Below are 25,578 nucleotides of genomic sequence, written 5' to 3' on the forward strand. Positions count from 1 at the left end.
AGCGCACACGAGTCTGACGAGAACTCTGGAGGTAGGCCGCACCGTGGCCCAGTTCATCTACGTCCTGGAAAAGGCGCGCAAGGCGCACGGCGACAAGGTCGTGCTCGACAACGTGACGCTGAACTTCCTGCCGGGCGCCAAGATCGGTGTGGTCGGGCCGAACGGCGCCGGTAAGTCCAGCCTTCTCAAGATCATGGCCGGCCTGGACCGTCCGAGCAACGGCGAGGCCCGGCTGATGCCCGGCTACACCGTCGGGATGCTCGCCCAGGAGCCGCCGCTCAACGAGTCGAAGACCGTCCTCGGCAACATCGAGGAGGCGGTCGCCGACACGAAGGCCAAGCTGGAGCGGTTCAACTCCATCGCCGAGCAGATGGCCACCGACTACTCCGACGAGCTGATGGAGGAGATGGGCAAGCTCCAGGAGGAGCTCGACCACGCCGACGCGTGGGACATCGACTCGAAGCTCGAGCTGGCGATGGACGCGCTGCGCTGCCCGCCGCCGGACGCCGACGTCACCGCGCTCTCCGGGGGTGAGCGCCGCCGGGTGGCGCTGTGCAAGCTGCTGTTGGAGGCGCCGGACCTGCTGCTGCTCGACGAGCCCACCAACCATCTGGACGCGGAGAGCGTGCACTGGCTGGAGCAGCACCTGGCCAAGTACGCCGGCACGGTCATCGCCATCACCCACGACCGGTACTTCCTCGACAACGTGGCCAACTGGATCCTGGAGCTGGACCGAGGCCACACCTACCCGTACGAGGGCAACTACTCCACCTACCTCGACAAGAAGGCCGCCCGGCTGGCCGTGCAGGGGCGCAAGGACGCCAAGCTGCAGAAGCGGCTCACCGACGAACTCGAGTGGGTGCGCTCCAACGCCAAGGCGCGGCAGACCAAGTCCAAGGCGCGGCTGGAGCGCTACGAGGAGATGGCGAGCGAGGCGGAGAAGACCCGCAAGCTCGACTTCGAGGAGATCCAGATCCCGCCGGGTCCGCGGCTGGGCAACACGGTCATCGAGGCCCGCAACCTGATCAAGGGCTTCGGGGACCGGACCCTGATCGACGACCTGAGCTTCTCGCTGCCGCGCAACGGCATCGTCGGCGTCATCGGTCCGAACGGCGTCGGCAAGACCACGCTGTTCAAGACCATCGTCGGCCTGGAGGAGGCGGACAAGGGCGAGGTCAAGGTCGGCGAGACGGTGCAGCTGTCGTACGTCGACCAGAACCGCGCCGGCCTGGACGGCGACAAGACCGTCTGGGAGGTCGTCTCCGACGGGTTGGACCACCTGATGGTGGGCAAGGTCGAGATGCCGTCGCGCGCCTACGTCGCGGCGTTCGGCTTCAAGGGGCCGGACCAGCAGAAGCCGGTGAAGGTGCTCTCCGGTGGTGAGCGCAACCGACTGAACCTGGCGCTGACCCTGAAGATCGGCGGCAACGTGATCCTGCTCGACGAGCCGACCAACGACCTGGACGTCGAGACGCTGTCGAGCCTGGAGAACGCGCTGCTGGAGTTCCCCGGCTGCGCCGTGGTGATCTCCCACGACCGGATGTTCCTGGACAAGGTGGCGACGCACATCCTGGCCTGGGAGGGCGACGACGAGAACCCCGCCAAGTGGTTCTGGTTCGAGGGCAACTTCGAGGCGTACGAGAAGAACAAGGTCGAGCGGCTCGGCGCGGAGGCCGCGCGGCCGCACCGCGTCACCTACCGCAAGCTCACGCGTGACTGAGATCGCGGACGCGCGTGCCGGGGGCGATGCTCCCGGCACGCGCGTGGCTGACCACCGGTACGTCTACCACTGCGCGCTGCGGTGGTCGGACCTCGACGCGTACGGGCACGTCAACAACGCGCGCTTCCTCACTCTCTACGAGGAGGCGCGGGTGGCGCTGATGTTCGTCGGCGGGCGGGCGTGGGGCGTGGGGTCGTTCTCCGACGGCGTGGTGATCGCGCGGCACGAGATCGACTATCTGCGGCCGGTCGACTACGCGCTCGGCCGGGCCACCGCCGAGACGCCGCCGCAGGTGCGCATCGAGATGTGGGTCGAACAGATCCGGGCCTCCCGGTTCACCATCGGCTACGAGCTCTTCGACGGCGACGTGCTGGCGAGCCGGGCGCGCTCGGTGCTGGTCCCGTTCGACCTGGAGCAGCAGCGGCCGCGGCGGCTGACCGGGGACGAGCGGACCTTCCTGGCCCGGTACGCGGCGCCGGCCGAAGGCGCCGCCGATAGCGCGGCGGGAGAACCGCTGCCGGCCGAGGTCCGGTCGCGATGACCGAGCCGCACGGGCTGACCGGCGTGCCGGACGTCGGAGCCTTCCTGGCCCGGCTGACCCGGCTCGATCCGGGCGCCGTGGTACGGCTGCGCGCCGTCGGAGCGGACCGGACCGTCCTCTGGGGGCGGCTGCCCTGGGCGGTGCTGGTCGGTCGGGCGGTCGCGGGGGCGGGCCCGGCCGACGCGACGGTGGGCGCGGCGGAGCTGCTGGCCGAGGTGGCCCGGGGCGGGGCGGCGCTGCCGGCGCGGCGGGATCAGCAGTGGCGGTGGCCGTTGCCGCCGCCGGCGGGCCCGGTGGTGGAGACGGTGAGCGCCGCGGAGGTGCGGCAGGTCGCCGAGGCGGCGGCGGGGACGTTGCGGACGGCCGCGACCGAGGGGGTCGGCGGGCGGGCCGTGGGGCAGCGGATGCTCCGGGACGCGCTGCTCGACCACGTCGCCGTCGTGGTGACCGGGCCCGGGGTGGGCCGGATCGAGGTGCCGCAGCGGCTGGTCCAGGCGATCGTCCGGATGGGTTTCCTCGGCCCGGCCGAGGAGGCGGGGGAGGTCCCGGTCCATGTCCGGATCGCCGGTCGCTGGATCGGGCTTTCTGCACCCTACGGAGTCGCGTGGCTACCGCCCGTAAGTACCTTGGCGGTGCGAATGGCGGGTACTCGTCCGAACGGATGAGGTGAAATGGTCTGTCCGGTTTGGTGCGACCGTTGGGGGGATGCCTGCGGGCGGCTGTCCGGGTACCGTCGTGCCTCGGGTCCAACGCAACGTAAACGTATGGATCCGCTGGGGAGCGAGGTGCGCGAGGATGCCGTGGTGGTCGTGGCGCCCCGGTCACGCCGGTGGCGTTGAGCCGGAATCTCGAAAGGCGATGGCCGGGGGCGGCAGCGTCCGGCTCGGAGTGCCGACGCCGCGAGAGCCGGAGAAGCCCTGCCCGTCCGGCGACATATCCACGATGGACACGGTCTCCGCGCCGGCCGCGCCGGTCACGTTGAGCCGGGTCGGCGAGGCGCTCGACCTGCTCGACATCCGTTACCTGGCCGACGGCGACGGCAGCCTGCTGGCGATGTGGGAGCGCCACGCGGTGCTGTTCACGCTGGAGGGCCCGGACGACGAGATCCTCGTCGTACGCGCCCGTCCACACTCGACAGTTCCCCCGGACTGGGCCGACCGGGCCTACCGCGTGGTCAACGAGTGGAACCATACCCGCCGGTTCTGCAAGGCGTACGTCGGTGACCCCACCGAGCGGGGGCAGTTGCCCATCTACGCGGAGCTGCAGGTGCCGCTCGGCGCGGGCGCGCACGACGCGCTCCTCGTCGAGATGCTCGACTGCGGCGCCGCGGTGGCGACCACGTTCGTCGACTGGCTGCACGACGAGGGCGCGCTGCTCTGAGCCGCCGTCGGCGCCATCACTCCGGGGCGTTCACCATGAAGTGCGCGGCCCGCTCCAGGTAGTCCCAGAGCATCGCGTGCTGGTCCGCCGGCAGCCCGAGGCTGTCGACCGCGTGCCGCATGTGGCGCAGCCACGCGTCGCGTTCGGCCACGCCGATCCGGAACGGCGCGTGTCGCATGCGCAGCCGCGGGTGACCGCGCTGCGCGGAGTACGTGTTCGGTCCGCCCCAGTACTGCATGAGGAAGAGCGTCATCCGCTCGGTCGCGGGGCCGAGGTCGGCCTCGGGGTACATCGGCCGCAACAGCGGATCGTCCGAGATCCCGGAGTAGAACACCTCGACCAACCGTCGGAAGGTCGGCTCGCCGCCGACCGCCTCGAAGAAGGTCGCCGGGGTAGCCCCGTCCGGCCGTCCGGTCTCCGCCTGCTCGCCTGCAGAATTCACGATTCCATCCTGCCAGCCGCCGCGAGGCGGCCGGGAACGTGTGGGGCGTGGCTCACAGCGCGTTGAGGCCGGCCGGCGGCGCGGACCGGTGCGCGGGCGAGTCGGGGGTGGCGGCGCCGGCCGGCGCCGACGGGGCCGCGGTGGCGGCCGGGTCGGTCGTGGCGCCCGAGTTCGTCGTGGCGGCGGCGGTGCCCGCAGCGGTGGCCCCCGGCGTCGGCTGGGACGGCACGGACGGTGCGCCGCGGCGGCTCGCCTCCGCGATGGCGGCGTTGAAGCGCTCGGCGCTGGGCCACTGGGCCGCCGTCACCAGCATGGTCAGCACCCCGGCCACGCTCCAGACCCCGACCACGGTGGGGATGGAGAAGCGGTCGGCCAGCAGCCCGGTGGCGAGCACGGCCGCGCCCTGCATCACCTGTGTGCCGGTGGCCATCACCCCGAACGCGCGGGCCCGGTAGCCGTGCGGCAGGGCCTGCACGAACAGGCCGTTGGCGACGGGCATCAGCCCGGCGACCGCGAAGCCGCAGATCGCGGCCAGCGCGGCGACCACCGCGGGCGGCGGATCGAGCAGCGCGGGGACGAGCGCGAGCGGCGCGAGCACCGCGAACGGGCGGATCAGCGTCCGACGTACGTCCGGTCGGACCGTCCGCCCGATGATCAGGCCGCCCAGGATGAAGCCGACCGGGCTCGCTGCCATGATCAACGCCTGGGCGAGCCCCCGCTCGGCCTCGTCGCCGGCGTGCTCCGCCGCCCACGCCGCCGCCAGCCCCTCGGGCACGATCGCGAAGAGCATCGCGGTGAAGACCAGCACCGCGGTGGCGCGCAGCACCGGCGTGCCGAAGACGAACCGGAAGCCCTCGCCGGTCTCCCGCAGCAGGTGGGTGCGGTGCTCGCGGGCCATCGCCGGTGGCCGCTCCCGCACGCCGAACCGGATGATCGCCGCGGAGACCGCGAAGGTCGCGGCGTCGATGAAGAGCGCGAGGCGGGGACTGACCGCCGCGACGCCGGCCCCGGCCACGTATCCGGCGACCTGCGCCGCCTGCCCGGCACTGGTGTTGACCGAGAGACCGACCACGAGCCGGTCGCCGGTAAGGATGATCGGCATCAGCGCGGACTTCGCCGCCTGGCTCGGGGGGTTGGCCAGCGTGGTGGCGAAGAGCAGCAAGAGCATGACCCAGACCGGCAGGCCGGGCACGGCGACCAGGGCGATCAGCACCATCCGGACGAGATCGCAGGCGATCATCACGCGCCGGTACGAGCTGCGCTCCGCGACCGTGGCGAGCAGCGGCCCGCCGACCAGCCACGGCAGGTAGCTGACCGCGAACGCGGCCGCCGACATCCCGACCGACTCGGTCTCCTGGTAGACCATCACGGTGACCGCGGCCTTGGCCATGTAGTCACCGATCCACGACAGCACGGCCGCGTTGAACAGGGCCCGGAACTCACGCTGCCCGAACACCTCGCGGAAGGTGGCGGGCCGTGCGGCCGGTTGTGCCTCGTCGGACACCGGTGCCTCCATCGTTCTCGGCCGCTCACCTCGGTGTCGGGGCTGCCGGCGAACGTTGTCAGACGTGCGGATGAGCAATATCGCAGTTACTCTCCGAGATTCTGTTTCCCGGATTCTGCCCGATCGTCTGACACCTGGCTAGTGCGAACGGACGGTCAATCGCATCTCCGACTGAACGAACGGACGATACCTGACCGTCCATGCGGCGCGCGACCCGCGCATCGTCGATCATCGACTTCTCGTTCCGGCGCACCCGCCGGCTCAGGTCGCGCCGCCCTGGCCGGTTCCGCCCTGGTCCGGCGGCGCGGCGGGCCGGGGGAACACCCGGGCAGCGGCGATCCGGCCCGCGATCCCGGAGTTCTCCAGCGCCTCGACAAGCCGCCGACGCAGGGCGCGACTGATCGCGAACTGCCCCTCGGCGGTGGTCTTCGCGACCGTACGGATCACCGCGCCGTCGACCGTGAGCTGCTCGACGCCCAGCACCTCGGGATGCTCCACGAACTCCGACGCCAGCTCCGGGTCCTCCGCGACGCGCTCGGCGGCCTCCCGCATCACCCGCGTGGCCTCCTCGGTGCTCGCGAAGCCGATCGGCACGTCGACGATCACCATCGCCCAGCCCTGGCTCTTGTTCCCGACCCGGACGATCTCGCCGTTGCGGATGTACCAGAGCACCCCGCGACCGTCGCGCACGGTCGTGATCCGCAGCCCGACCGCCTCCACGACACCGGTCGCCTCGCCGAGGTCGACGGTGTCACCCACGCCGTACTGGTCCTCCAGCAGCATGAAGAGCCCGGCGAGCAGGTCCTTCACCAGGCTCTGCGCGCCGAAGCCGAGCGCGACGCCGGCGATGCCGGCGCTGGCCAGCAGCGGCGCCAGGTCGAAGCCGAGCTCCTTGAGGATCATCAGCGCCGCGATCGAGAAGACGAACGCGGTGACCAGGCTGCGCAGCACCGACCCGATCGCCTCGGCCCGCTGCCGGCGCCGCTCGGGGTAGATCGCGGCCGGATCGGTCGTCGGCGCCGTGGGGATGCGCTCGCGCAGCGGCCTGAGGATGGTCGGCACCGAGGTCTGGGAGGTGGTGCGGACCAGCCGGGCGATCGTGCGATTGAGCAGGTACCGCGCCAGCATCGCGATCAGCAGGATCATGATGATCCGCAGCGGCTTGATCAGCACCCAGAAGCTGCTCTCCGCGAACCACGACGACCTGGTCCAGTCCCAGACCAGGTTGCACAGCGTGTCGTCGAGGCAGCTAGGGCTGGGGGACGAGGACGGGTCCGACTCGGCGGCGAGGATCAGGTCTGCGGGGGTCACGGTGAATGTCGTACCGCACGAACCTGTGGCGCCTGCGCCCACCCCGCCACCGTCGGGAGGTCGTCACCCCGGAGCGCCGGCGCAATGGGACGGAACGGGCGATGTCGCCGGTCGGTCGGGAAGGTTCACCGGGAGAGCCCGGAATAGTACGTGCAATTGGGTCATCTATCGGGGACGATTGGCGGACGGACGCCGGTGCAGTGCCGGCGTCGGTCGCGGTCTGCGAAGCAGGCCGGGCGGCACAGGCTGTGACAGGAGCGGGCGAGATACGACCGAGAGGGTGAGCGCGATGCCTGACATACGACCCACGGTGGGCTCCGGTTCGTTGGTGCTCAACGCAACGTATGAGCCGCTGTGTGTCGTTTCAGTGCGTCGGGCCACGATTCTCGTGCTCTCCGCGAAGGCCGTCTGCGTAGCCGACGGCGACGGCGTCCTGCACAGCGCCCGGCACTCGCTGCCGGTGCCGTCGGTCGTGCGGCTGACCCGGTTCGTCCGGGTGCCGTACCGCACCCACATCGGCCTCTCGCGGCGGGCCATCTTCGCCCGCGACGGGTGGCGCTGCGCCTACTGCCGCGGCCCGGCCGAGACGATCGACCACGTCTTCCCGCGCAGCCGCGGCGGGCGGCACGCCTGGGACAACGTCGTGGCCGCCTGCGCGAAATGCAACCACAGTAAGGGCGACAAGACCCCGGGCGAGCTCGGCTGGCGGCTGCACGCGGCCCCGACCGCGCCCAAGGGCATCGCCTGGCGGGTGCTGGGACACCGCCCGCCGGATCCGCGCTGGGCGGACTGGTTGGACCTGCGCGACGTCGAGGCGGCCTGACCACCGGCGGGTGGGGCGGAGCCCGCGCGACCCGGTCAGCGGTCGCGGGCGGTGGAGACCAGTGACGCGAACACGATCACGTTGTCCGCGTACCCGGTCTCCCCGCCGACCCACTGCCCACCGCAGGTGATCAGCCGCAGGTTGGCCGCGCTGAAGTCGCCGTAGACGCGGTCGTTGGGCAGGGCGCGCTTGTTGAACCGTTCCACCGATTCGACCCGGAACACCGCCCGCGACCGGTCCTGCCGGTTGACCTCGATCCTCGCCCCCGGCTGGAGCCGGCGCAGGTTGTAGAAGACAGAGGGTCCGTCCCGGCTGTCCACGTGCCCCAGGATCACCGAGGGGCCCATCTCGCCCGGGGTCGGGCTCTGGTTGAACCAGGCCGCCTCGTGGTGCCGCTCCAGCGCCGGCACCTCGATCGCGCCGTCCGGGGTGAGCCCGACGCTGTGCACGGGGGCACGCAGCTCGAGGTCCGGGATCGCGATGGTGGTCGGCTGGCTCGGCTGCAGCGCCGCGACCTTGCGCGGCGGCTGCCGGTAGCCCCCGCTGAGGAAGTTGGTGTTCGACCCGGTGAGGTGCTGCAGGCCCAGCCCGGTGGCGAAGACCCCGACCAGGACGATCAGCACCGCGAACGGGCCGACCGGGATCCGCCGGAAGCGCGCCGGCACGGCGGTGGCCACCGGCCGCCGCGGCTCGTCGGGCGGGCGGCCGCCGGGCCGCACGGTGGCCCTCGCGCGCGCCACCACGGCGGCGCAGCCGCGCGCCGTCACGCCCTCGGAGATCACGGTCCGCTCCCGGCCACCCGTCGGTCCCGGCCGGGCGTGGCGGGGGGAGCGGGCGCCGAGCGCGTGCCCGAGCAGGCCGCGGCGCGCCCGTTCCTTGCGGGCCCGCCGGCGTACGGCGCGGTGCCGGGCCGCCGGCGGAACGGGGCCGGTCGGGGTGCCGTACGTCCGGGTGGGGGCCGCCGGCACGTGCGCGGTGGTGCCGGCGAGCGCGGCCTGGTTGGCCGCCGCCACCAGCCAGTGCCGGGCCGCGGGCTCCGCCCCGGAGACGTCGGTCGTGCGCTCGGCGTCGTCCGGCTCGGGCTCGGGCGCCGGCGGGTCGGGCTCCGCCATCCGCGCCCACCACGGCGGCGCCGGCCGCTCAGGCGGCTCCGATCCCGCCATCGGCGCTTACCTCACCCGCCCGGGCGACCGGCGCGGCACCGCGGTCTCGGGACGCCGCCGGAGCAGCGCGAACAGGCCGAGCGCGATGCCGACCCCGATCGTGGTGAGGCCGCCGGTCAGGACGAGGCGATCGCTGCCGTCCTCGTCGGCCGTGCCGCCGCCGCCGGTGTTCGGGCCCTGCGGCGGCGGACTCATGGTCGGCGCCGGCGTCTGGGCGGGCGTCAGGTTGGTGACGGTCAGCGTGGTGTCGGCGGTGCGGTTGTTCTGGCACTGCAGGTGCACGTTGTAACGCCCCGGCCGTTTGCTCGACGGAACGGTGACGTTGCCGGTGACCATGCCGTCCCGCGGCATCAGCACGACCCGACCGAACGCGTCGGAGGTCGCCGTCGCGGTGACGGTGTTGCCGTCGCCGCAACTGCCGCTCAGGGCGACCCGGCTGCCGGCGCGCGCCGGGTTCGGCGTGACCTGGATGAACGTATCCTGTGCGCGGGCCGGGGCGGCGCCGAGCAGCACCGCCATGCCGGTCAGTAGAACGGCCACGATGCTGGCGAAGGCGGCCCGACCCGTTGATCCGAGTCCCCGCATGATTCCCCTCCCCGGTGGAACAGGACCGGTGGGTGTGTCAACAGAGACACTTTCCCACTGAGGGAAGGGGTAAAGATAAAAATCAGAAAAGCCGGTAACGCTATTTACGTGACCCTTGAGCGTTCCGCCGGAAATGCCTTATAAGAACCAGATTCCACGATCTCCCGCAGCCGCTCGAATCCGAGGCACACCTCGGCGAAGCTCGTGTACAGCGGGGCGAATCCGAGGCGCAGCCGGTCCGGCGTGCGGAAGTCGGGAATCACGTTCGCCGCGCGCAGCGCCTGACTGATCTGCCACGCCTGCGGATGGTGCAGCGTCACGTGCGCCCCGCGGCGGGCGTCGTCGCGCGGCGAGGCGAGGGCGAAGCCGTGCGGCGCGAGCCACGCGTCGAACAGCTCGATGGCGTACGCGCCGAGGGCGCGCCCCTTGGCCGCGATCGCGTCGATGCCGGCCTCCGCGGTGATCCGCGCCCCCTCCAGCGCCGCGTACCCGCCGAGCACGGGCGGCGTGCCGACCAGGAACCGTTCCACCGACTCCACCGGGTCGTACCCGCCGGCCATGTCGAACTGCCCGCGCTGGCCGAACCACCCCCAGATCGGCTGCCGCAGCGTGCTCTGCAGCTCCGCGCGCACGTACAGGAACGCGGGGGCGCCCGGCCCGCCGTTGAGGTGCTTGTAGGTGCAGCCGACGGCGAGGTCGACGCCGGCGGACCGCAGCGGCACCGGGACCGAGCCGGCGGAGTGGCACAGGTCCCACAACGCCAGCGCCCCCACCGCGTGCGCCGCCGCGGTGATGCCCGGCAGGTCCGCCACCGCGCCCGAGCGGTACGCCACGTGCGAGAGCGACACCAGCGCGACGTCGCTGTCCAGCGCCGCGATTACCTCCCGCGCGGACACCCCCGCGTCGAGATCGCTGCGGACCACCCGCAGTTCCATCCCGCGGGCCGCCGCCAGCCCCTGCAGGATGTACTGGTCGGTGGGGAAGTTGTCGTCGTCGGTGACGATCACGCGGCGCCCCGGCCGGGCGTCGCACGCCGCGGCCGCGAGCTTGTAGAGGTTGACGCTGGTGGAGTCGGAGAGCACCACCTCGCCGGGGAGCGCCTCCAGCACCCCGCCGGCGAGCACGTCGCCGACCTCGCGCGCCAGGCTCATCCAGCGGTCCCAGCCGCGGATCAGCTCCGCGCCCCACTCCCGGTCGACGACCTCGCGCAGCCGGTCACGGGTCGCCTTCGGCAGCCGCCCCAGCGAGTTGCCGTCCAGGTAGACGACGTCGGGATCGGTGATCACGAAGCGCTCCCGGAACGCCGCGAGCGGGTCGGCGGCGTCCAGCCCGCGGGCACGAACGAGAAGATGATCGGTCACCCGCGACACCGTAGCGGCTGCCGGTCCCGGCCGGTACGACCGGCGCCGCCGACCACTCCGGCGGGCGATCCGCGCCGGGTGCCCCCGGGTGGCGCTGTTCGGCCCTCGCGGGTCGTGCCGCGCCGCTAGGCTGAGGCACCGGGGCCGGCCGGTCAACCCGCCCGCGGCCCGTCGCGCAGCTCGCGGAGGTGTGTGACACCACCCCGAGATCAGGTGGTTCATGTCCTCCGCTACCGTGAAGGGTGTCTGAGTCTGGGTAGATCGGCGGTGCGGCCTTTCCGCCCTCGCCGGACGCCCTGGTCCCTATCTGACGCCTGGGGGCGTTGAGGTTGTCTGTTACCAACACGCTGCTCTACTTCGTGGGCATACCGGTCCTGATCGTGCTCGTGATCGGCGGCCTGGTCATGCTCACCAGCCGCAGCGGTCACGCCGGCGGCGGCGACAAGCGCTACCGGCCCGGCCGCCCGTTCGACTTCACCCCTGTCTGGTTCCTCTCCTCGCCGGAGCAGGTGGCCCAGCCGGAGACGCTCGGCCGCAAGGTGCTTCCGGGCGGGGTTCCCGCGCCCGCGGTGCGGGCCGGCGGCGAGACCGATGCCGCGCGTACGCGGGCCGGTGTGACGGGAGGCGCAAGTGACCGTTGGTGAGATCGGCCAGAAGGAACACCGGCCGTCCAGTCACCCCGAGGTGCTCGACGGGCCGTTCTCGACCCGGCAGCTGCTCCGCCTCGACGAGGCGCTGCGGATCGCCGACGAGTCGACGGGGCTGCGGTTCAGCGTCTACGTCGGCCCGCTGGACGAGCCGGTGCGCGCGCACGCCGAGAAGCTGCACGCCGAGCTCGTCGACGCCGACAAGGCGGTGCTGGTCGCGGTCTCGCCGAACCAGCGGGTTCTGGAGGTCGTGACCGGCGCCGAGGCGCGCCGGCGCATCACCGACCGCGACGCGAAGCTGGCCGCCCTGTCCATGGTGGCCGCGTTCACGAACGGCGACCTGGCCGGCGGCATCATCAGCGGCCTGGACCAACTCTCCACCCACGCCGGCCGCGCCTGAGCTCCGATGCTCCACCCGCGTGATCAGGGACCAGCTCCCGCGCGTCGCCGGCGCGCCGCGCGCAGAAGTTCCTGATTACGCGGATCTGATGTTCGACTGGTTCCGCAACGACGAGGGCCTGTTCACCGCACGGTGAACAGGCCCTCGTGCAACAGCCGTCAGCTGTCCGAGCCGGCGTCCTTCGCCCGGGCCTTCAGTGCGCGCAGCACGCCGTCCTTGCCCTCCGCGACCAGCCGGCGCAGCGCCGCGGGGCGCCCCTCCTGGCCCAGCCAGGCGTCGGTCGCGACCACGGTGTCGTCGTTCACCTGGTACGCCGGGTAGCCCAGCACCACGAACTCCTGCGCCGGCTCGCTGTCCCGGGTCGCCCAGATCCGGCTGACCTCGGCGAAGAACCGCCCCGCGTACGGCGCGGTCAGCTCCACCTGGGTCGGGTGCTGGAAGCCCTGCAACAGCGACCGGTGCCGCCAGTTCGGCAGCGCCTCGTCGCCGGTGAGCTGCCGCCAGACCTCCGCCTTCGCCTCCGGTGTCGGCACCAGCGCCCGCGCCAGCGCCGCCTCCCGCTCGCCGCTGGCCGTCCGGTCCCGGGCCAGCTCGGCGTCGATCTCCGCCGCGTCCGCCGCGCCCTTGGCCACCAGCGACTGCAGCACCGACCAGCGCAGCTCGGTGTCGACGGTCAGGCCGTTCGGCACCTCCGCGCCGTCGAGCCAGCCCCGCAGCGTGGCCAGGTCCTCGTCGCCGCGCGCCGCCGAGACGTACGCCCGGGCCCAGGCGAGCTGGAAGCCGCTGCCCGGCTCGGCGGCCTGCATCGCGGTCCGGGCGGTCCGGGCCAGCTCCGCCCAGCCGGTCGGCGCCCAGTCGGGATCGGCGTAGAAGGCCAGCGTGGTGGAGGCCTGGCGCAGCGTGGCGGTCACCAGGTTGATGTCCTGCTTGGTCGGCAGGCCGGCGAGCACCAGGGCGAGGTAGTCCCGCGCGGCCAGCTCCGCGTCCCGCACCATGTCCCAGGCCGCCGCCCAGCACAGCGCCCGGGCCAGCGACGACTCGAAGCCGCCGATGTGCTGGACCACCGTCGCCATCGACCCCTCGTCCAGGCGGAGCTTGGCGTAGGTCAGGTCGTCGTCGTTGAGCAGCAGGACGTCCGGGGCGCGCACCCCGGCCAACTGCGGGATCTCGGTGGCGTCGCCGGTCACGTCGATTTCGAGGCGGTCACGCCGCTTGAGCGCGCCGTCCACCAGGTCGTACAGGCCCACGCCGATCCGGTGGGTGCGCAGCGTCGGGTAGCTCGCAGGCGCCTCCTGGCGGACCACCACCCGCTCGTAGCTGCCGTCCGCGCCGATCGACACCTCGGGACGCAGCGTGTTGACCTGGGCGGTCTCCAGCCACTGCGCCGCGAACTTGCGCAGCTCGCGCCCGGACGCCGCCTCCAGCTCCGACAGCAGGTCGTCGAAGGTGGCGTTGCCCCACGCGTGCTTGGCGAAGTAGCTGCGCAGCCCCGCCACGAACGGGTCCATCCCCACGTACGCGACGAGCTGCTTGAGCACGCTGGCGCCCTTGGCGTACGTGATGCCGTCGAAGTTGACCTCCACCGCCTCCAGGTCCGGCATCTCGCAGTAGACCGGGTGGGTGGAGGAGAGCTGGTCCTGGCGGTATCCCCAGTTCTTGCGGACCGAGAGGAACGTCGTCCACGCGTCCTTGAACCGCGTCGCGTTGGTGTTGCACCAGTGGCTGGCCCATTCCGCGAACGACTCGTTCAGCCACAGGTCGTTCCACCAGCGCATCGTGACCAGGTCGCCGAACCACATGTGCGCGAGCTCGTGCAGGATCGTGTTCGCCCGCTGCTCGTACTCGAAGTCCGTGACCTGCGACCGGAAGATGTAGTGCGACTCGGCGTGGGTGACGCAGCCGAAGTTCTCCATCGCGCCGGCGTTGAAGTCCGGCACCCAGAGCTGGTCGTACTTGGGCAGCGGGTAGCGGACGCCGAACTGCTCGTGGAAGAAGTCGAAGCCCTGCTTCGTGATCAGGAAGAGGTCGTCGGCGTCGAGGTGCTGCGCCATCGAGGCGCGGCAGAAGACGCCGAGGTCGATCCCGTCGTGGCTGTCCCGCACCTCGTGGTACGGCCCCGCGCAGAGCGCGGTGATGTAGGTGCTCATCCGCTCGGAGCGAGCGAAGTGGACGGTCTTCGTCTCCTCGTCGTGCGTCTCCTCGCGCTCCACCGGCATGTTGGAGACGACGCGCCAGTGCGCCGGCACGGTGGCGTGCCAGGTGTAGACGCTCTTGAGGTCGGGCTGGTCGAAGGCGGCGAAGACGCGCTGCGCGTCGGCCGTCTCGAACTGGCTGTACAGGTAGGTCTCGCCGTCGACCGGGTCGACGCTGCGGTGCAGGCCCTGGCCGCTGTTGGAGTAGAGGAAGTCGCCGTCCACGACCAGCGTGTTCTCGGCGGCGAGCCCGGTCAGAGTGAGCCCGCGCTCCGCCGACCACTCGCTGATGTCGACCGGCGCGCCGTTGAGGGTCGCCGACCGGACACTCTCCGCGGCGACCTCGATGAAGGTGCTCGCGCCCGGCTCGCTGCAACGGAAGCTGACCTCGGTGACGGATCGGAACGTCCGGGTGGCCGCGCTGCCCCCGGTGGACAGGTCCAGGCGGATGTCATATCCGGTCACATCGAGCAGGCGGGCTCGCTCCGCCGCCTCGACCTGCGTCAGGTTGCGCACTCCGGCCACGTGTGTGTCTCCATCCGAATCGACGCGCCGTCCCCGTCGACGCCGCGGAAGCCCATATCAAGGGACTCTCGGGCACAAGTCTTCCATGTCACCGGAGATCGGCGGGGGCACCCCGGCTCACCCGGTAGGCGGCGATCGTCTGGGGGTATAACTCAGGTTCACGTACCGAAATGGCGAAAGGAACCGGCGGTGGCCGAGCGCGAAACCGTGGACATGTGGTTCGACCCGATCTGCCCGTGGGCATGGCTCACCTCGCGGTGGCTGCTCGAGGTGGAGAAGGTGCGTCCACTCGACATCCGATTCCACGTGATGAGTCTGTCGGTGCTCAACGAGGGACGGGAACTGCCCGAGCAGTACGTCGAGCTGATGCAGAAGGGCTGGGGCCCGGTGCGGATGTGCATCGCGGCCGAGCAGAAGTACGGCAACCAGGTGCTGCGTGACCTCTACACGGCGCTGGGCACCCGCATCCACCTCGGCAAGCAGGAGCTCGGCCCGGAGCTGTACGCCGCGGCGCTCACCGACGCGGGGCTGGATCCGGCGCTGGCCGCGGCCGCCGACTCGACCGACCACGACGACGCGCTGCGGGTCAGCCACAACGCCGGGATGAAGCCGGTCGGCACCGACGTCGGTACCCCGGTCATCCATGCCCCCGGCCCGCGGTCCGGCGAGCAGATCGCGTTCTTCGGCCCGGTGGTCACCCCCGCGCCGAAAGGTGAGGCCGCGGGGCGGCTCTGGGACGGCGTGGTGCTGGTCGCCGGTACGCCCGGCTTCTACGAGCTGAAGCGCTCGCGCGACGAGGACCCGCGCTTCGACTGACCACCCGTGCTCCCTCCGGTGTGACGGTGCCGGCGCGTCGCACACCGTGTACGTGTCCGGCCCCGGCGACGGTCGTTGCGCAGGATGTCCAGCCGGCGACCGCCGCGTCGCCCCCGTCGCACCGGAGGGATGATCATGGCTGAACACGACTCCACGTCCTGGGACGACCTGCCCGTGCTGCGCGACGCGATCGCCGCCAGCCTCGGCGCGGTGTACTGGACGGTGCACGACGGCGGCTGGCCGGAGGACCAGGCGACCCCTCCGGACGGCGTCGGCGACCTGCTGGCGACGCCGGTCGTGGTCGGCGCGGCGCCGTTCGGCCCCGAGGAGCGCCCGCTCGCCCCGATCGTCGAGTCCGGCGCCGATCCGCTGACGCTCATCGTGCGCGACGTGCAGATCCCGGCGCCGGCACCGGCGCCGCCGACGCTGGCCCCCGCCCCGCCGCTGGCGCCGGCTCCCGCGCGCCCCGGTCGGCACCGGCGGGTCGCCCGGGTCGCCTGATCCGGGCCCCGGCTGTCCAGCCGGTGGACACGGCGGGGTATCCGACGCCGGTGCCGGGACGCGACGGTACCGTCACTGACCATGACGGTTGTCCACCCGATCACCCGAGCCTGGATCACCACCGGCGAGACCGGCGCGCAGAACTACGACGAGTTCGCCAACGACGCGGAGATCACCGCGATCATCGAGGCGAACCCGCGCAGCGCGCTCGCCATCGAGATGCCCCACCGGGCGCCCGCGAGCGTCGGCCGGTCGTTCCTGGAGTGCCTGCCGGACGCGGCGGTCCGGCTCGCCGAGGCGAAGGCCGACGGCAGCTACACCCCGGCCGAGCGGGTGGTCGTCCTCTACCGGATCACCGAGCCGGCGAGCGACGCCGCCGCGTACGGGATGTTCGGGCTGGTCGACACGGACCAGATCTCGACCAGCGCGGACGAGCCCGGCCTGGTGATCCGCAACGAGGACGTCTTCATCGAGAAGGTCCGGGAGCGGGTGGCGCTGGCCGAGGCGGTCGGGCACCTGCTCTCGCCCGTACTGCTGCTGCAGACCGCGCGCGGCGCGGAGCTGCACGCGGCGCTGGCCGCGGCGTGCGAGGGCGCCGGCGCCCCGGCGGCGACCGACATCGACCAGGCCGGCCGCACCCACGCGATCTGGCTGCTCGGGCCGGGCGCCGCCCAGGACGAGCTCTGCGCGCTCGCCGGCGGTGGTGAGCTGGTGGTCGCCGACGGCAATCACCGCAGCCTCGCGGCCCAGATCGGCGAGCTGCCGCGCTTCCTCGCGGTGATCACGACGCCGGACTCGGTCGCGATCCAGCCCTACAACCGGCTGGTCAGCGAGCTGACCACCACGCCGGCCGAGCTGGTCGCCCGGCTGGAGGCGGCGGGCGCCGTCGTCGAGCCGCTCGCGGGCCCGTCGACCGTGCCGGCGACGGGCGGGACGGTGCACCTGTACACCGGGGGCCGGGCCTACGCGGTGACGCTGCCGGCCGGGCCGGGCAGCGTGGTGGAGAACCTCGACCACGCGGTCGTCGAGCGGGTGCTGCTGCGCGACGCGCTCGGACTAGACCCCGGCGACAAGCGGATCACCTACGTCGGTGGGGACTACCCGGCGTCCTGGCTGGCCGCCGAGGTCGACGCCGGCCGGGCGGAGCTGGCGATCCTGATCGCGCCGGTCACCGTCGACGACTTCGTCGCGGTGAACCTGGCCCGCCAGAAGATGCCGCGCAAGAGCACCTGGTTCACCCCGAAGGCGCGCGGCGGGCTCGTTCTGGCCCAGCTCGGCTGAGGCGTCCGCATTCCGGCGGCGGGCGTCCCCGCGCACGCCGCCGGGATCCGGGGCTGACAGACTGCGCGGTATGCGCGTCTACCTGGGAGCCGACCACGCCGGCTACGAGCTGAAGGTGCACCTCGTCAACCACCTGGGCAAGCAGGGGTACGAGGTGGTCGACGTCGGGCCGCACGTCTTCGACCCGGACGACGACTACCCGGTGTTCTGCTTCCACGCCGGCACCCGGGTGGTCGCGGACGCCGGCAGTCTCGGCGTGGTCATCGGCGGCTCGGGCAACGGCGAGCAGATCGCCGCGAACAAGGTCCGGGGCGTTCGGGCGGCGCTGGCCTGGAGCGTGGAGACCGCGCAACTGGCGCGCGAGCACAACGACGCCAACGTGGTCGCCATCGGGGCGCGGCAGCACACCCTCGACGAGGCGACCGCAATCGTGGAGGCGTTCCTGACCACCCCGTTCTCCGGCGGCGAGCGGCACAGCCGACGCATCTCGCAGGTCGGCGCGTACGAGGAGTCGGGCGAGCTGCCCGAGCTTCCGTAACGGGTCAGCGCCCGCTGCGGGGCAGCTCCTCGCGGGGCACCCAGTTGCGGCGCACGACCACGAGCCGCTGCTCGGCCTCGGCCAGGTCGGCGTCGCTCGGCCGGGCGGCGTCCCGGGCCCGCAGCGCCGCAGTGACGCTCACCTGGGACGCCCCCGAGCCCACCAGGCCGCGCAGCCCGCGCTCGGCCTCGCGCTCCTCGGCCGACGCCCCGGCCGCGCCGCCGCCCCGTCGCGACCGGCCGGCCGTCGGCTCCGGGTCGTTCACGTCGGCCGTGGTCGCGAAGCGGTCGCCCGCGTCGTCGACGCCGCCCGGGGGAGAGTGCCGCAGGCGGCGTCGCCGCCGCTCGGGATCCGCCATGTGCCGACCGTACCGCGCCGGCCGACCGCGGTCGCGACACCTTCCGTCGCGTTCAACGCCAACGGCGCGGGTTCGGCGACCGTTTTGTCGGGTCGCTTCTGTCAAGATGGATGGGGTGCGGCGGCGGGTCCGGGGTCGCGGGCCGCGGGGAGGAATCATGACAGATCAGACGGAGCACTGGGCGGAGCGCACGGTGGAGGCCCCGCCGCGGACGGGCGCATTCCATCGCGGGGTGGCCCAGGTGGGCCCGCGCGTCGAGCCGCGCACGGTGGGCTTCGACGCGGCGCACGAGCCGACCGGCACGGGCTGGCCCGAGGCGGTCGAGCCGCAGCCGCGCCGGCCGATGGCGTACCACCTGGCGCAGCTGCGCCGCGGCGGCGAGTGGAGCGGCGCCGGCGGGCTCTTCGCGTTCGTCTGCTGGGGCATCTGGGCGATCTCGGCGCGCGGCAACCTCACCAGCCCGGTCCTCGCCTTTCTGCTCAGCCTCTTCGTCGCGATCGGGCTGTTCGCGCTCTGCCGGCTGATCGGCCGCGTGGTGCTGGAGCGGTATCTGCGGCGGACGCGGCGCACCGCCCGGCCCTCGCACCTGATCACCGGCGCCTTCCTGGTCGCCGTCGGCATCGCCTACCTGCGTCAGACGGAGTGGGTCGTGGCGGCGTGGAACTGGCTGTCCGGCCTGTTCTGACGAGAATTCGCCGGACCGGGTGATTCCGCGCCGGCCTCGCGGGGTAGCTTGCCGCGCATGCGAGGTCGGTCAAAGGGATTGATGGCGGCGGTCCTACTTCTGCTGGCCGCTGTGCACGTCGCGGTCTTCATCCAGGTGTGGTGGTTCTTCGTCCACACCAGACGCGGACAGCAGCTCGACACGCTCGGGCTGGCCGGCAACAGCATCGGCCGTGACCGCGTCGACGGCATCACCGACACCGTCCTCAACGCGATGTCGGTGGCGTCGCTGGCGATCGCGACCGCGGTGATCGTCTTCATCGCGCTGATCCGGCGCCGCATCATGCTCGCGCTGATGGCCGCTCTGCTCGTCCTCGGCGCCAACCTGACCACGCAGCTCGTCAAGTACCTGACCGTCCGGCCCGACCTCGGGATCGACCCGGAACGCGCCGGCGCCGGCAACAGCCTCCCCAGTGGACACACCGCGGTCGCCGCGTCGGTCGCGGTGGCCCTGGTGCTGGTGGTGCCGGCGCGGGTACGGGGCCTGGCGGCGGTCCTGGGCGCCGCATACGCCGCGGTCGCCGGCGTCGCCACTCTGTCCGCCGGCTGGCACCGGCCCAGCGACGCGGTGGCGTCGCTGCTGATGGTGGGGGCGTGGGCGGCGTTCGCCGGCTTCGTGCTCGTGCTGACCCAACCCGCGAGCGCCGAGATGGAGCCCGGGGCCGGGCACCGGCTCGCGGTCACCCTGCTGGCGCTCGCCGGGGTGCTGTTGCTGGCGGCCGCCGCGGTCGCCCTCACCGTGAACGAACCGGTGTCGGCGATTCCCCCGGAAGAGCTCAGCCGGCGGCGGCTCTCCGTCGCGTACGGCGGCGGGGCGGCCGCGATCGCGGGGACCGCCGCACTGGTGATGGCGCTCGTGCTCGCCCCCGTGCACCGGGTGGTGCTGCGGCGGACCGGCTGAGCGTCAGTCCGCGGTCATCTCGCAGGGGCGGCCATCGACCGTGCACTCGGTCGGGGCGGCCCCGAGCAGCGCGCCGCCGACGGTGAACCGCACCTCCACCGAGCGGCCGGGCGCCAGTGGCGGGCCGCCGGACTCGGGGACGAACGTCCAGGTCTGCTCGGACTGCCGCGCCTGCGCCCCGCTCACCTGCGTCACGGTGCGGCCCCGACCGGGGACCGTGACCACCAGGGTCCAGCCGGCCGCCGGTGCGGCACCGGGGTTGGTGATGACGACCGAGACCCGATGACTGAGCAGCGTGCTGTCGAGGGTGGCGTACCGCGCGGTGAGCACGACCGGCGTCGACTCCGGCCGCGGTGTCCGGCGCCCATCGGTCGGGGCGGGAGCAGACGACCCGGGCGCGGCGAGCGACACCGGGGAGGCCGCGCCGGCGTGCGGTCCGGGGCTGCCCGCAGGCGGCGTCGCGGCCGCGTCGGCCGGCGGCGGCGCGGAGGCCGGAACGACCGGGCGCGGGCCGGGAAGCAGCACCACCACGATGGTGGCGACGCCGCCGAGGACGGCGAGCGCCCCGGCGGCGATCCCGCTGAGGGCCCGGTCGCCCAGCCGCCGCCGGGCGGCGCGGAGCCGATCACGCAGCGCCGTCAGCGGGACCGCGGTCAGGTCGAGCAGGGCGACGGGCACCGTCCGCCGGGGGCGCTGCGTCACGAGGTTTCCTTCCGTACGTTGTCAGGTCGCGCCAGCCGGTCGGCGGGGGCGCGACGGGTCACCGCGGGCGCGCCGGTCAGAGCGCGCGCAACCCGACGAGCACCGCCCGCAGCAGGCCGTCCGGCACCGCGTCGGCGGGCGTCGGCGGCTGGTGCGCCTCGATCAGTCCGGCCTCCAGCAGGTCGCCGAGGAGCACCCGCACGGTGCCCGCCGGCAGATCCAGCTCGGCGGCGAGCTCGGCGACCGAGCACGGCCCGGCGCACCGGGCGAGGAGCTCGGCCTCCTCCGGGGAGAGCGTCGCGGCCTGCTCCGGCGCGGGGGGCCGTCGGGCGATCACCAGCGTGATCAGGTCGAACGCGCCCCGGCTGGGCGCCGTCCGCCCGCGCGTCATCAGGTACGGCCGGACGACCGGGCCGTCGTCGCCGTACCGCGGGCGCACCTGCGACGGTTCCACCGTGGATCACCCTGCCGTGACCGGCGGTCGCGACGGATCGCCGAAGGGTGGGAGGTGCAGGTCGAGCCGGCCGGCGAAGAGCGCCACCTCGTACGCGATGGAGGCCACCTCCGAGTCGGCGGCGAAGAGCACGGCGAGGATCGCGCCGCCGCTGGTCGCGGCGATGAACAGGAACCCATTGCCCATCTCGACGATGATCTGGCGGACCCCGCCGCTGCCGGAATGCTCCCCGGCCGCCACGGCCAGCGCCCGCAGCCCCGCCACCACGCTGGAGAGCTGCTCGGCGAGCTCCTCGTCCACCCCGGTGGTCGCGGCGAGCAGCAGCCCGTCGGGGGAGAGCGCGACCGCGTGCTCGGCCTCCGGCACCCGGGCGACGAGCTGGTCCAGTAACTGCGCGAGGTTGCCGGTCGTGACCGTCGGAAGCGCCACCTGTCGTCCTCTTTCTGCCGTCGTCGAGGGTCCGGGCGTACGGGTCGTGCGGGATCACTCCGTGGGGCGTCGGGGCCAGGGCGGGCGGGTTCGGCGGTCGCCGGCGCGGTCGGCGGCCATGTCCCGCAGTCGGGCCAGCAGCTCACCCCGGTTCGCGCACCCCAGCCGCTGCCGCATCCGCGCCACGTGGTGCTCGACGGTCTTCGCCGAGATGAACAGCCGGTCGCCGATCTGCTTGTACGTCAGTCCGGCCAGGACGAGGTCCGCCACCTCCAGCTCGCGGTCGCTGAGCCGCCCCTCGTTCGGCGTCGGTGACGCCTCCGCGATCTGCTCGGCGGGGGCGTCGGCGCCGGCCGCGGCCCCCTTGTGGCTGGCCGGCCGGCCCTGCAGCAGCCGCGCGCAGTCCAGCAGCGTCGTCATCGCGCGCCGGTCGGACGTCCGGATCGCCGCCTGACCGGCCAGTCGCGCCCCGTCCCAGGAGAGCCCGGCGTCGTGCAGGCCCCGGGCGGCGGCCTCCACCCGCACCGGGTCGACCGTCCCGCGCAGCACCTCCACCCAGCTCTGCGCGGCGGCCGCCACCACCGCGCCGTACCGGGTGTGTCCGGCGGTGGCGGCCAGCGCGGCGACGTGTTCGTCGGCGACGTCGGGCTGCTCGGCGACGATCGCCGCGTGCAGGCCGTTCCAGTGCAGGGGCGCGGCCCAGAGCGGCGGGTCGCCGAGCCGTTCGAGCAGCAGCCGGGCCGCCTCCAGGTGGGTGCCGAGCCGGGCCTGTTCGCCGAGGCGCGCGGCCGCGATGGCGAACTCGCCCAGCGGCAGCAACGTGAACAGGTCGACGGGGTGCCGGACGAGCGCGTCGCGGGCGTGCGACCAGCCGCGGTGCAGCGCGGCCAGGTCGCTGTTGCGGCGCGCGATCCCGACCTCCAGGCCGGTGGCGAAGAGCAGGTCCCGTGGTTCGAGCCGGGCGCCCCCGGCGGTGACGCCGACGAGGTGCTCGGCGGCGGCCGCGGTCCGGCCGCGCAGCATCAGCGCCCACGCGTACAGCAGGCGGTGCCGGCGCGCCAACAGCGGACCGCCGGTGCGGGTCGCGACCGCCCGGTCCAGCGCGGACTCACCGATCTCGAACTCCCCGCTGTGCAGGGCGACCAGCGCGGCGAGCGCCGCCGGGCTGTCGGGCAGCAGCACGGCCTGGCCCGCCGGCTCGAGCAGCGCCGCCGCCTGCACCAGCGCGGAGAGCGCGGTGGTCGGTGCCCCGGACAGCGTCTCCCGTACGCCGCGCGCCATCAGCAGCGCCGCGCTGGCCAGCAGGGTCGGCGGGCCGTCGACCGGCGGGTCCGCCACCACCCGGGTCAGCGTCGCGGGGTCGCCGGCGCCGGCTGCGCCGATGGCGCCGAAGACCGCCGACGACGCGCTGCCCGACCAGCGGTAGAGCTCCGCGCTGCGGCCGAGGTGGCCGCGGTGGGCCAGCGCGGTCGCGGCGACGGAGGCCCCTTCGGCGCGGTCCGGCGCGTGGTCGACCGCGATCAGGCGGTCGGCCAGCCGCAGCGCGGTGTCGAGATCACCGGCGAGCGCGGTCGCGCGGGCCCGGCGCGCGGCGGTCGGCCGGCCGGCGGCGCCGGCCGCGGCGAAGAGCTCGGCCGCGAGCGCCGGCTCGACGGGCAGCGCCTCGTCCCCGGCCGCCTCGAAGATCTCGGCCAGCGCGGCGCCGGCGACGCCGAGGCCGAGCAGCGGCCGGGCCAGCGGGAGCACGGGGCCGCCGCGGCGGAGCTGGAACTCGGCCAGCCGCTGCCACACCGCGACGCGGTGGGTGGCCGGGCTCAGCGCGGCGACCGCCCGCTTCACGATCGGGGGCAGGCGGTCGTCCGGCCCGAGCAGTCCGGTGGCCCGCGCCGCGGTCAGCAGGGCGTCCACCCGCGCGGGCTCCGTCGACAGCAGCGCGCCGAGCAGATCGATGGGGAGGTCGACGTCCGCGGCGGCGGCAAGCAGCAGCCGCCGGAGTTCGTCGTCGAGGCCGTCGAGGTCCGACGCGAACGGCAGGATCGCGGACTGGGGAAGCTGCCCGGGAACCCCGGCGCCGTCCGTGCCGAGCAGCGCCCGCGCCAGCCGGTCGACGAACCGCGGGATCCCGGCGGTCTGCGCGTGGACGAACTCGACGGTGGCCGGACGGACGTCGGCGCCGGCCAGGAGCCGGAGCGCGGCGGCGGTGCGGTCCGGGGTGAACGGGTGCAGCAGCAGCGGGGGAGCGGTGCGGCGCAGCAGCTCGGTCAGCTCCGCCATTGCCGGCGGGCGTGGCCAGGGGCGGTAGCCGATCGCCAGCCGGGGCCCGCCCGGGACGGCCAGCCGCGCCAGCTCCCGCAGCCGATCCTCGTCGAGCAGGTGCGCGTCGTCGACCAGCACCACGCTGTCCGGACCGGGGTTCGCGGTCCGGTCCTGCCACGCGTCGACGACCGTCACCCCGGCCTGCCGGTAGCTGCGCTCCAGCGCGCGCAGCAGGACGGTCTTGCCGTACCCGCCGGGGGCCTGGATGCCGACGCAGAGCGGCGCGTGCGGGTCGGCCTCGACCGCCGCGATCAGCGCTCTGGTCGGCGCGTCCAGGACGGGCTGCGGCTGGAGGGGTGTGCGCAGACTCAACAGGGGCCTCACCGGTGTCATGTCAGCCCCAGCGTGCGGTCGGCGTGGCCGGGGAGCGCACGCGGGGGCCGGCCGGGCACGAGTCGGGACGCGGAACGCATCCGCGGCAGCTTGAGCGGGGTGATGTTGACCGGGGGACGGGGCGGCGGCGGCACGGTGGGGCCCGCGTGGTCGTCGCGGTCGTCCACCACGGGCGCCGGAGGTTGCGCGGTCGGCTGCGTGCGGGCCACCGCGGTCGGTGCCCACGCGGGATCCGGTCGCGGCCGCGTCGGCCCGGACACGATCTGGCCCGCCGCCAGTGCCGCGCCCGCGGCCGCCGTCAGCTGCGGCTCCGGCTCGACCCCCAGCGGTACGCCGAACCGCGCGGCGAGCACCTCCGCCACCAGGGGGATCCGGGTGGCGCCCCCGACCAGCAGGATCCCGTGGAGCTGCTCGGGGCGCAGCCCGCAGGAACGGATCGTGTCGGCGAGCGTCTCCGCCGTGGGCAGCAGCGCCGGTCGGATGAGCTCGTCGAACTCGGCGCGGGTGACCGGCACCCGGGCCACCCGGTGGGGCAGCTGCACGAGCACGTCGACCTCGGTGGCGACCGACAGCGTCTCCTTGGCCCGGCCGCATTCCTCGCGCAGCTCCGCCAGCGCCGGGCGGGTGCGGGGGTCGGCGGGGGAGAGCTCCGTCAGCTCCCGGCCGAGCCGCGCCCGTACGTGGCCGACGAGCGCCTCGTCGAAGTCGGCGCCGCCGAGCGGCTGGACGGCCGGCCGCGCCCCGACCAGCTCGAACCCGGCGTGGTGGGTGGCCCGGCGCACCACCGACGCCTCGAAGCCGTTGCCGCCCAGCGCGTAGACCCCCCACGCGCCGTCGGCGGCGGCGGTGAAACCGCGGGCGGCGTGGCTCTCGGCGGCGGTCACCGGCTCGGGCAGCAGCGTCACGTTGGACAGCCCCAGCTCCCACAGCGCGCCACGCAGCAGATCGCGGCGGTACGGGCCCCAGGAGGCCGGATGGCTGAGCACGATCTGCTCGGCGTACCGCGACTCCTGGGCCAGCACCCGCTCGACGACCCACATCGCGAGCACGGCGGTCAGGGCGTGCGGGGTGAACGGTTCGCCGCCGACGACGTACGGGACGTCGTCGCCGATCCGGCGGCTGAAGCCGCGGGCCATCCGGGTCGGATCCATCGTCGACACGTGCTGACCAGGGTCACCCACAGTGAGGGAGCCGTGCGATGTCATGTGGAGCACGGAGGGCGCCGAGTGGGACTGCGCGGTGAGTCGGACCGGCTCCGGCGGGCTCCAACTGCCGTCCCGGAACCGGGAAACCGCAGCACTCGTGCAGGTGCTGCCGATGTCTATCCCGAGGACGTAGGGCATCCGACCAATCCTTAACCGCTACGAGGCGCTGCCGCCGGTGCCGATCCGGCGCGCGCCTCACCCTTACGGTGCGTTCCGTGCGGGCCCCCCTGTTCGTACCAGAGATCGCTCCACCACTGGGACCCTAAATCCCGGCGCCGTTGATCCCCTAAGCCCCTAACGTGATCGGTGATCCCGGCCCTAGTCGCGGCCGCGCAGATACGGGAACCGTCCCCGATGTCCGGTGCGGCCCCCGATCCATACGTTTCTTCCCGGCACCGCGATCTCACCGGCACAGCTTTCCATCGGT

The 25,578-nt window shown here is 73.5% G+C and carries 26 protein-coding genes; 13 read left to right on the forward strand and 13 right to left on the reverse strand.

Annotated features, from left to right (window positions below; genetic code table 11):
- Positions 1-43: 43 nt before the first annotated feature.
- From ettA to BLW47_RS22990, 4 genes are all read left to right on the forward strand, one after another.
- Positions 44-1,720 carry an energy-dependent translational throttle protein EttA gene (ettA, locus tag BLW47_RS22975; protein WP_091562133.1) on the forward strand — a complete coding sequence of 559 codons (1,677 nt, stop codon included), beginning with the start codon at positions 44-46 and terminating at the stop codon, positions 1,718-1,720.
- A 43-nt stretch (positions 1,721-1,763) separates the two neighbouring features.
- Positions 1,764-2,261 carry an acyl-CoA thioesterase gene (locus BLW47_RS22980; protein WP_091562138.1) on the forward strand — a complete coding sequence of 166 codons (498 nt, stop codon included), beginning with the start codon at positions 1,764-1,766 and terminating at the stop codon, positions 2,259-2,261.
- A complete protein-coding gene (locus BLW47_RS22985; RefSeq protein WP_091562142.1) occupies positions 2,258-2,926 on the forward strand; it encodes a DUF8185 domain-containing protein in 669 nt (222 codons plus the stop codon). The genes BLW47_RS22980 and BLW47_RS22985 overlap by 4 nt, the downstream gene beginning before the upstream one ends.
- A 130-nt stretch (positions 2,927-3,056) precedes the next feature.
- Complete coding sequence (locus BLW47_RS22990) at positions 3,057-3,641, forward strand: type III secretion system chaperone family protein (RefSeq protein ID WP_091562145.1); 585 nt, start codon at positions 3,057-3,059, stop codon at positions 3,639-3,641.
- A gap of 16 nt (positions 3,642-3,657) precedes the next feature.
- Here BLW47_RS22990 and BLW47_RS22995 read toward each other — a convergent pair whose 3' ends face one another.
- From BLW47_RS22995 to BLW47_RS23005, 3 genes are all read right to left on the reverse strand, one after another.
- Complete coding sequence (locus BLW47_RS22995) at positions 3,658-4,083, reverse strand: globin (RefSeq protein WP_091562150.1); 426 nt, start codon at positions 4,081-4,083, stop codon at positions 3,658-3,660.
- A gap of 52 nt (positions 4,084-4,135) precedes the next feature.
- The gene (locus BLW47_RS23000) at positions 4,136-5,599 is read right to left on the reverse strand and encodes an MFS transporter (RefSeq protein ID WP_139307421.1); all 1,464 of its coding nucleotides are present in this window, start codon (positions 5,597-5,599) and stop codon (positions 4,136-4,138) included.
- Positions 5,600-5,848: 249 nt separating this feature from the next.
- Positions 5,849-6,898, reverse strand: a complete 1,050-nt coding sequence (locus BLW47_RS23005) for a mechanosensitive ion channel family protein (RefSeq protein ID WP_245736978.1) — start codon at positions 6,896-6,898, stop codon at positions 5,849-5,851.
- 289 nt (positions 6,899-7,187) lie between these two features.
- On the opposite strand from BLW47_RS23005, the gene BLW47_RS23010 reads away from it, so the two are divergent.
- The gene (locus tag BLW47_RS23010; RefSeq protein ID WP_091562157.1) at positions 7,188-7,721 is read left to right on the forward strand and encodes an HNH endonuclease; all 534 of its coding nucleotides are present in this window, start codon (positions 7,188-7,190) and stop codon (positions 7,719-7,721) included.
- A gap of 35 nt (positions 7,722-7,756) precedes the next feature.
- Here the strand turns inward: BLW47_RS23010 and BLW47_RS23015 are convergent, their stop codons facing one another.
- The 3 genes from BLW47_RS23015 to kynU all read right to left on the reverse strand — a co-directional run bounded on the left by BLW47_RS23015 (position 7,757) and on the right by kynU (position 10,830).
- Positions 7,757-8,833: a class F sortase gene (locus tag BLW47_RS23015; RefSeq protein WP_091562161.1), complete on the reverse strand. Its 1,077-nt coding sequence runs from the start codon at positions 8,831-8,833 to the stop codon at positions 7,757-7,759.
- Between the two features lie 57 nt (positions 8,834-8,890).
- Positions 8,891-9,469, reverse strand: coding sequence for a hypothetical protein (locus tag BLW47_RS23020; RefSeq protein WP_091562165.1), 579 nt, complete (start codon positions 9,467-9,469; stop codon positions 8,891-8,893).
- Positions 9,470-9,573: 104 nt separating this feature from the next.
- Positions 9,574-10,830 (reverse strand): kynureninase, encoded by a 1,257-nt coding sequence (gene kynU, locus BLW47_RS23025; protein ID WP_245736980.1) that lies wholly within the window; start codon positions 10,828-10,830, stop codon positions 9,574-9,576.
- 329 nt (positions 10,831-11,159) lie between these two features.
- Here kynU and ctaJ point away from each other — a divergent pair, with 329 nt between their 5' ends.
- Both ctaJ and BLW47_RS23035 read left to right on the forward strand, forming a co-directional pair.
- On the forward strand, positions 11,160-11,474 hold the full coding sequence (gene ctaJ, locus BLW47_RS23030) for an aa3-type cytochrome oxidase subunit CtaJ (protein ID WP_091562171.1): 315 nt from the start codon (positions 11,160-11,162) through the stop codon (positions 11,472-11,474).
- A complete protein-coding gene (locus tag BLW47_RS23035; RefSeq protein ID WP_091562174.1) occupies positions 11,461-11,877 on the forward strand; it encodes a DUF5130 family protein in 417 nt (138 codons plus the stop codon). The genes ctaJ and BLW47_RS23035 overlap by 14 nt, the downstream gene beginning before the upstream one ends.
- Positions 11,878-12,035: 158 nt before the next feature.
- On the opposite strand, the gene pepN is transcribed toward BLW47_RS23035, so the two are convergent.
- Positions 12,036-14,585 (reverse strand): aminopeptidase N, encoded by a 2,550-nt coding sequence (pepN, locus tag BLW47_RS23040; protein ID WP_091562315.1) that lies wholly within the window; start codon positions 14,583-14,585, stop codon positions 12,036-12,038.
- Positions 14,586-14,783: 198 nt separating this feature from the next.
- Here pepN and BLW47_RS23045 point away from each other — a divergent pair, with 198 nt between their 5' ends.
- From BLW47_RS23045 to BLW47_RS23060, 4 genes are all read left to right on the forward strand, one after another.
- Positions 14,784-15,410, forward strand: a complete 627-nt coding sequence (locus BLW47_RS23045) for a mycothiol-dependent nitroreductase Rv2466c family protein (protein ID WP_091562179.1) — start codon at positions 14,784-14,786, stop codon at positions 15,408-15,410.
- Between the two features lie 135 nt (positions 15,411-15,545).
- Entirely contained in the window at positions 15,546-15,911 is a 366-nt protein-coding gene (locus BLW47_RS23050) for a hypothetical protein (protein ID WP_139307422.1), read from the forward strand.
- A gap of 81 nt (positions 15,912-15,992) precedes the next feature.
- Positions 15,993-17,192: a DUF1015 family protein gene (locus tag BLW47_RS23055; protein ID WP_091562187.1), complete on the forward strand. Its 1,200-nt coding sequence runs from the start codon at positions 15,993-15,995 to the stop codon at positions 17,190-17,192.
- Positions 17,193-17,262: 70 nt separating this feature from the next.
- A complete protein-coding gene (locus tag BLW47_RS23060) occupies positions 17,263-17,730 on the forward strand; it encodes a ribose-5-phosphate isomerase (protein WP_091562191.1) in 468 nt (155 codons plus the stop codon).
- 4 nt (positions 17,731-17,734) lie between these two features.
- Here BLW47_RS23060 and BLW47_RS23065 read toward each other — a convergent pair whose 3' ends face one another.
- A complete protein-coding gene (locus BLW47_RS23065) occupies positions 17,735-18,088 on the reverse strand; it encodes a hypothetical protein (RefSeq protein ID WP_091562194.1) in 354 nt (117 codons plus the stop codon).
- Between the two features lie 157 nt (positions 18,089-18,245).
- Between BLW47_RS23065 and BLW47_RS23070 the strand changes: the two genes are divergently transcribed.
- Together BLW47_RS23070 and BLW47_RS23075 are read left to right on the forward strand one after the other, a co-directional pair.
- The gene (locus BLW47_RS23070) at positions 18,246-18,773 is read left to right on the forward strand and encodes a hypothetical protein (RefSeq protein ID WP_091562197.1); all 528 of its coding nucleotides are present in this window, start codon (positions 18,246-18,248) and stop codon (positions 18,771-18,773) included.
- Between the two features lie 57 nt (positions 18,774-18,830).
- Positions 18,831-19,712 (forward strand): phosphatase PAP2 family protein, encoded by an 882-nt coding sequence (locus BLW47_RS23075; RefSeq protein ID WP_091562201.1) that lies wholly within the window; start codon positions 18,831-18,833, stop codon positions 19,710-19,712.
- A gap of 3 nt (positions 19,713-19,715) precedes the next feature.
- On the opposite strand, the gene BLW47_RS23080 is transcribed toward BLW47_RS23075, so the two are convergent.
- The 5 genes from BLW47_RS23080 to BLW47_RS23100 all read right to left on the reverse strand — a co-directional run bounded on the left by BLW47_RS23080 (position 19,716) and on the right by BLW47_RS23100 (position 25,289).
- Complete coding sequence (locus tag BLW47_RS23080) at positions 19,716-20,414, reverse strand: cellulose binding domain-containing protein (protein WP_091562203.1); 699 nt, start codon at positions 20,412-20,414, stop codon at positions 19,716-19,718.
- Between the two features lie 76 nt (positions 20,415-20,490).
- A complete protein-coding gene (locus BLW47_RS23085; protein ID WP_091562318.1) occupies positions 20,491-20,805 on the reverse strand; it encodes a DUF742 domain-containing protein in 315 nt (104 codons plus the stop codon).
- A 69-nt stretch (positions 20,806-20,874) separates the two neighbouring features.
- Complete coding sequence (locus BLW47_RS23090; protein ID WP_091562207.1) at positions 20,875-21,297, reverse strand: roadblock/LC7 domain-containing protein; 423 nt, start codon at positions 21,295-21,297, stop codon at positions 20,875-20,877.
- A 54-nt stretch (positions 21,298-21,351) separates the two neighbouring features.
- A complete protein-coding gene (locus tag BLW47_RS23095) occupies positions 21,352-23,925 on the reverse strand; it encodes a helix-turn-helix transcriptional regulator (protein ID WP_217634920.1) in 2,574 nt (857 codons plus the stop codon).
- Between the two features lie 17 nt (positions 23,926-23,942).
- Positions 23,943-25,289: an Hsp70 family protein gene (locus tag BLW47_RS23100; protein WP_091562215.1), complete on the reverse strand. Its 1,347-nt coding sequence runs from the start codon at positions 25,287-25,289 to the stop codon at positions 23,943-23,945.
- Between the last annotated feature and the right edge of the window lie 289 nt (positions 25,290-25,578).

The organism is Micromonospora pattaloongensis, assembly GCF_900107255.1.
Taxonomy (GTDB): domain Bacteria; phylum Actinomycetota; class Actinomycetes; order Mycobacteriales; family Micromonosporaceae; genus Micromonospora_I; species Micromonospora_I pattaloongensis.

Bases quoted from the DNA above. Each gene is read 5' to 3' on its own strand.
- BLW47_RS22985 (WP_091562142.1), top strand. From the start codon at position 2,258: ATGACCGAGCCGCACGGGCTGACCGGCGTGCCGGACGTCGGAGCCTTC.
- BLW47_RS22990 (WP_091562145.1), top strand. From the start codon at position 3,057: ATGCCGTGGTGGTCGTGGCGCCCCGGTCACGCCGGTGGCGTTGAGCCG.
- BLW47_RS23000 (WP_139307421.1), bottom strand. From the start codon at position 5,599: ATGGAGGCACCGGTGTCCGACGAGGCACAACCGGCCGCACGGCCCGCC.
- BLW47_RS23010 (WP_091562157.1), top strand. From the start codon at position 7,188: ATGCCTGACATACGACCCACGGTGGGCTCCGGTTCGTTGGTGCTCAAC.
- BLW47_RS23015 (WP_091562161.1), bottom strand. From the start codon at position 8,833: ATGGCGGAGCCCGACCCGCCGGCGCCCGAGCCCGAGCCGGACGACGCC.
- BLW47_RS23020 (WP_091562165.1), bottom strand. From the start codon at position 9,469: ATGCGGGGACTCGGATCAACGGGTCGGGCCGCCTTCGCCAGCATCGTG.
- BLW47_RS23050 (WP_139307422.1), top strand. From the start codon at position 15,546: ATGGCTGAACACGACTCCACGTCCTGGGACGACCTGCCCGTGCTGCGC.
- BLW47_RS23055 (WP_091562187.1), top strand. From the start codon at position 15,993: ATGACGGTTGTCCACCCGATCACCCGAGCCTGGATCACCACCGGCGAG.
- BLW47_RS23060 (WP_091562191.1), top strand. From the start codon at position 17,263: ATGCGCGTCTACCTGGGAGCCGACCACGCCGGCTACGAGCTGAAGGTG.
- BLW47_RS23065 (WP_091562194.1), bottom strand. From the start codon at position 18,088: ATGGCGGATCCCGAGCGGCGGCGACGCCGCCTGCGGCACTCTCCCCCG.
- BLW47_RS23070 (WP_091562197.1), top strand. From the start codon at position 18,246: ATGACAGATCAGACGGAGCACTGGGCGGAGCGCACGGTGGAGGCCCCG.
- BLW47_RS23075 (WP_091562201.1), top strand. From the start codon at position 18,831: ATGCGAGGTCGGTCAAAGGGATTGATGGCGGCGGTCCTACTTCTGCTG.
- BLW47_RS23085 (WP_091562318.1), bottom strand. From the start codon at position 20,805: ATGACGCGCGGGCGGACGGCGCCCAGCCGGGGCGCGTTCGACCTGATC.
- BLW47_RS23100 (WP_091562215.1), bottom strand. From the start codon at position 25,289: ATGCCCTACGTCCTCGGGATAGACATCGGCAGCACCTGCACGAGTGCT.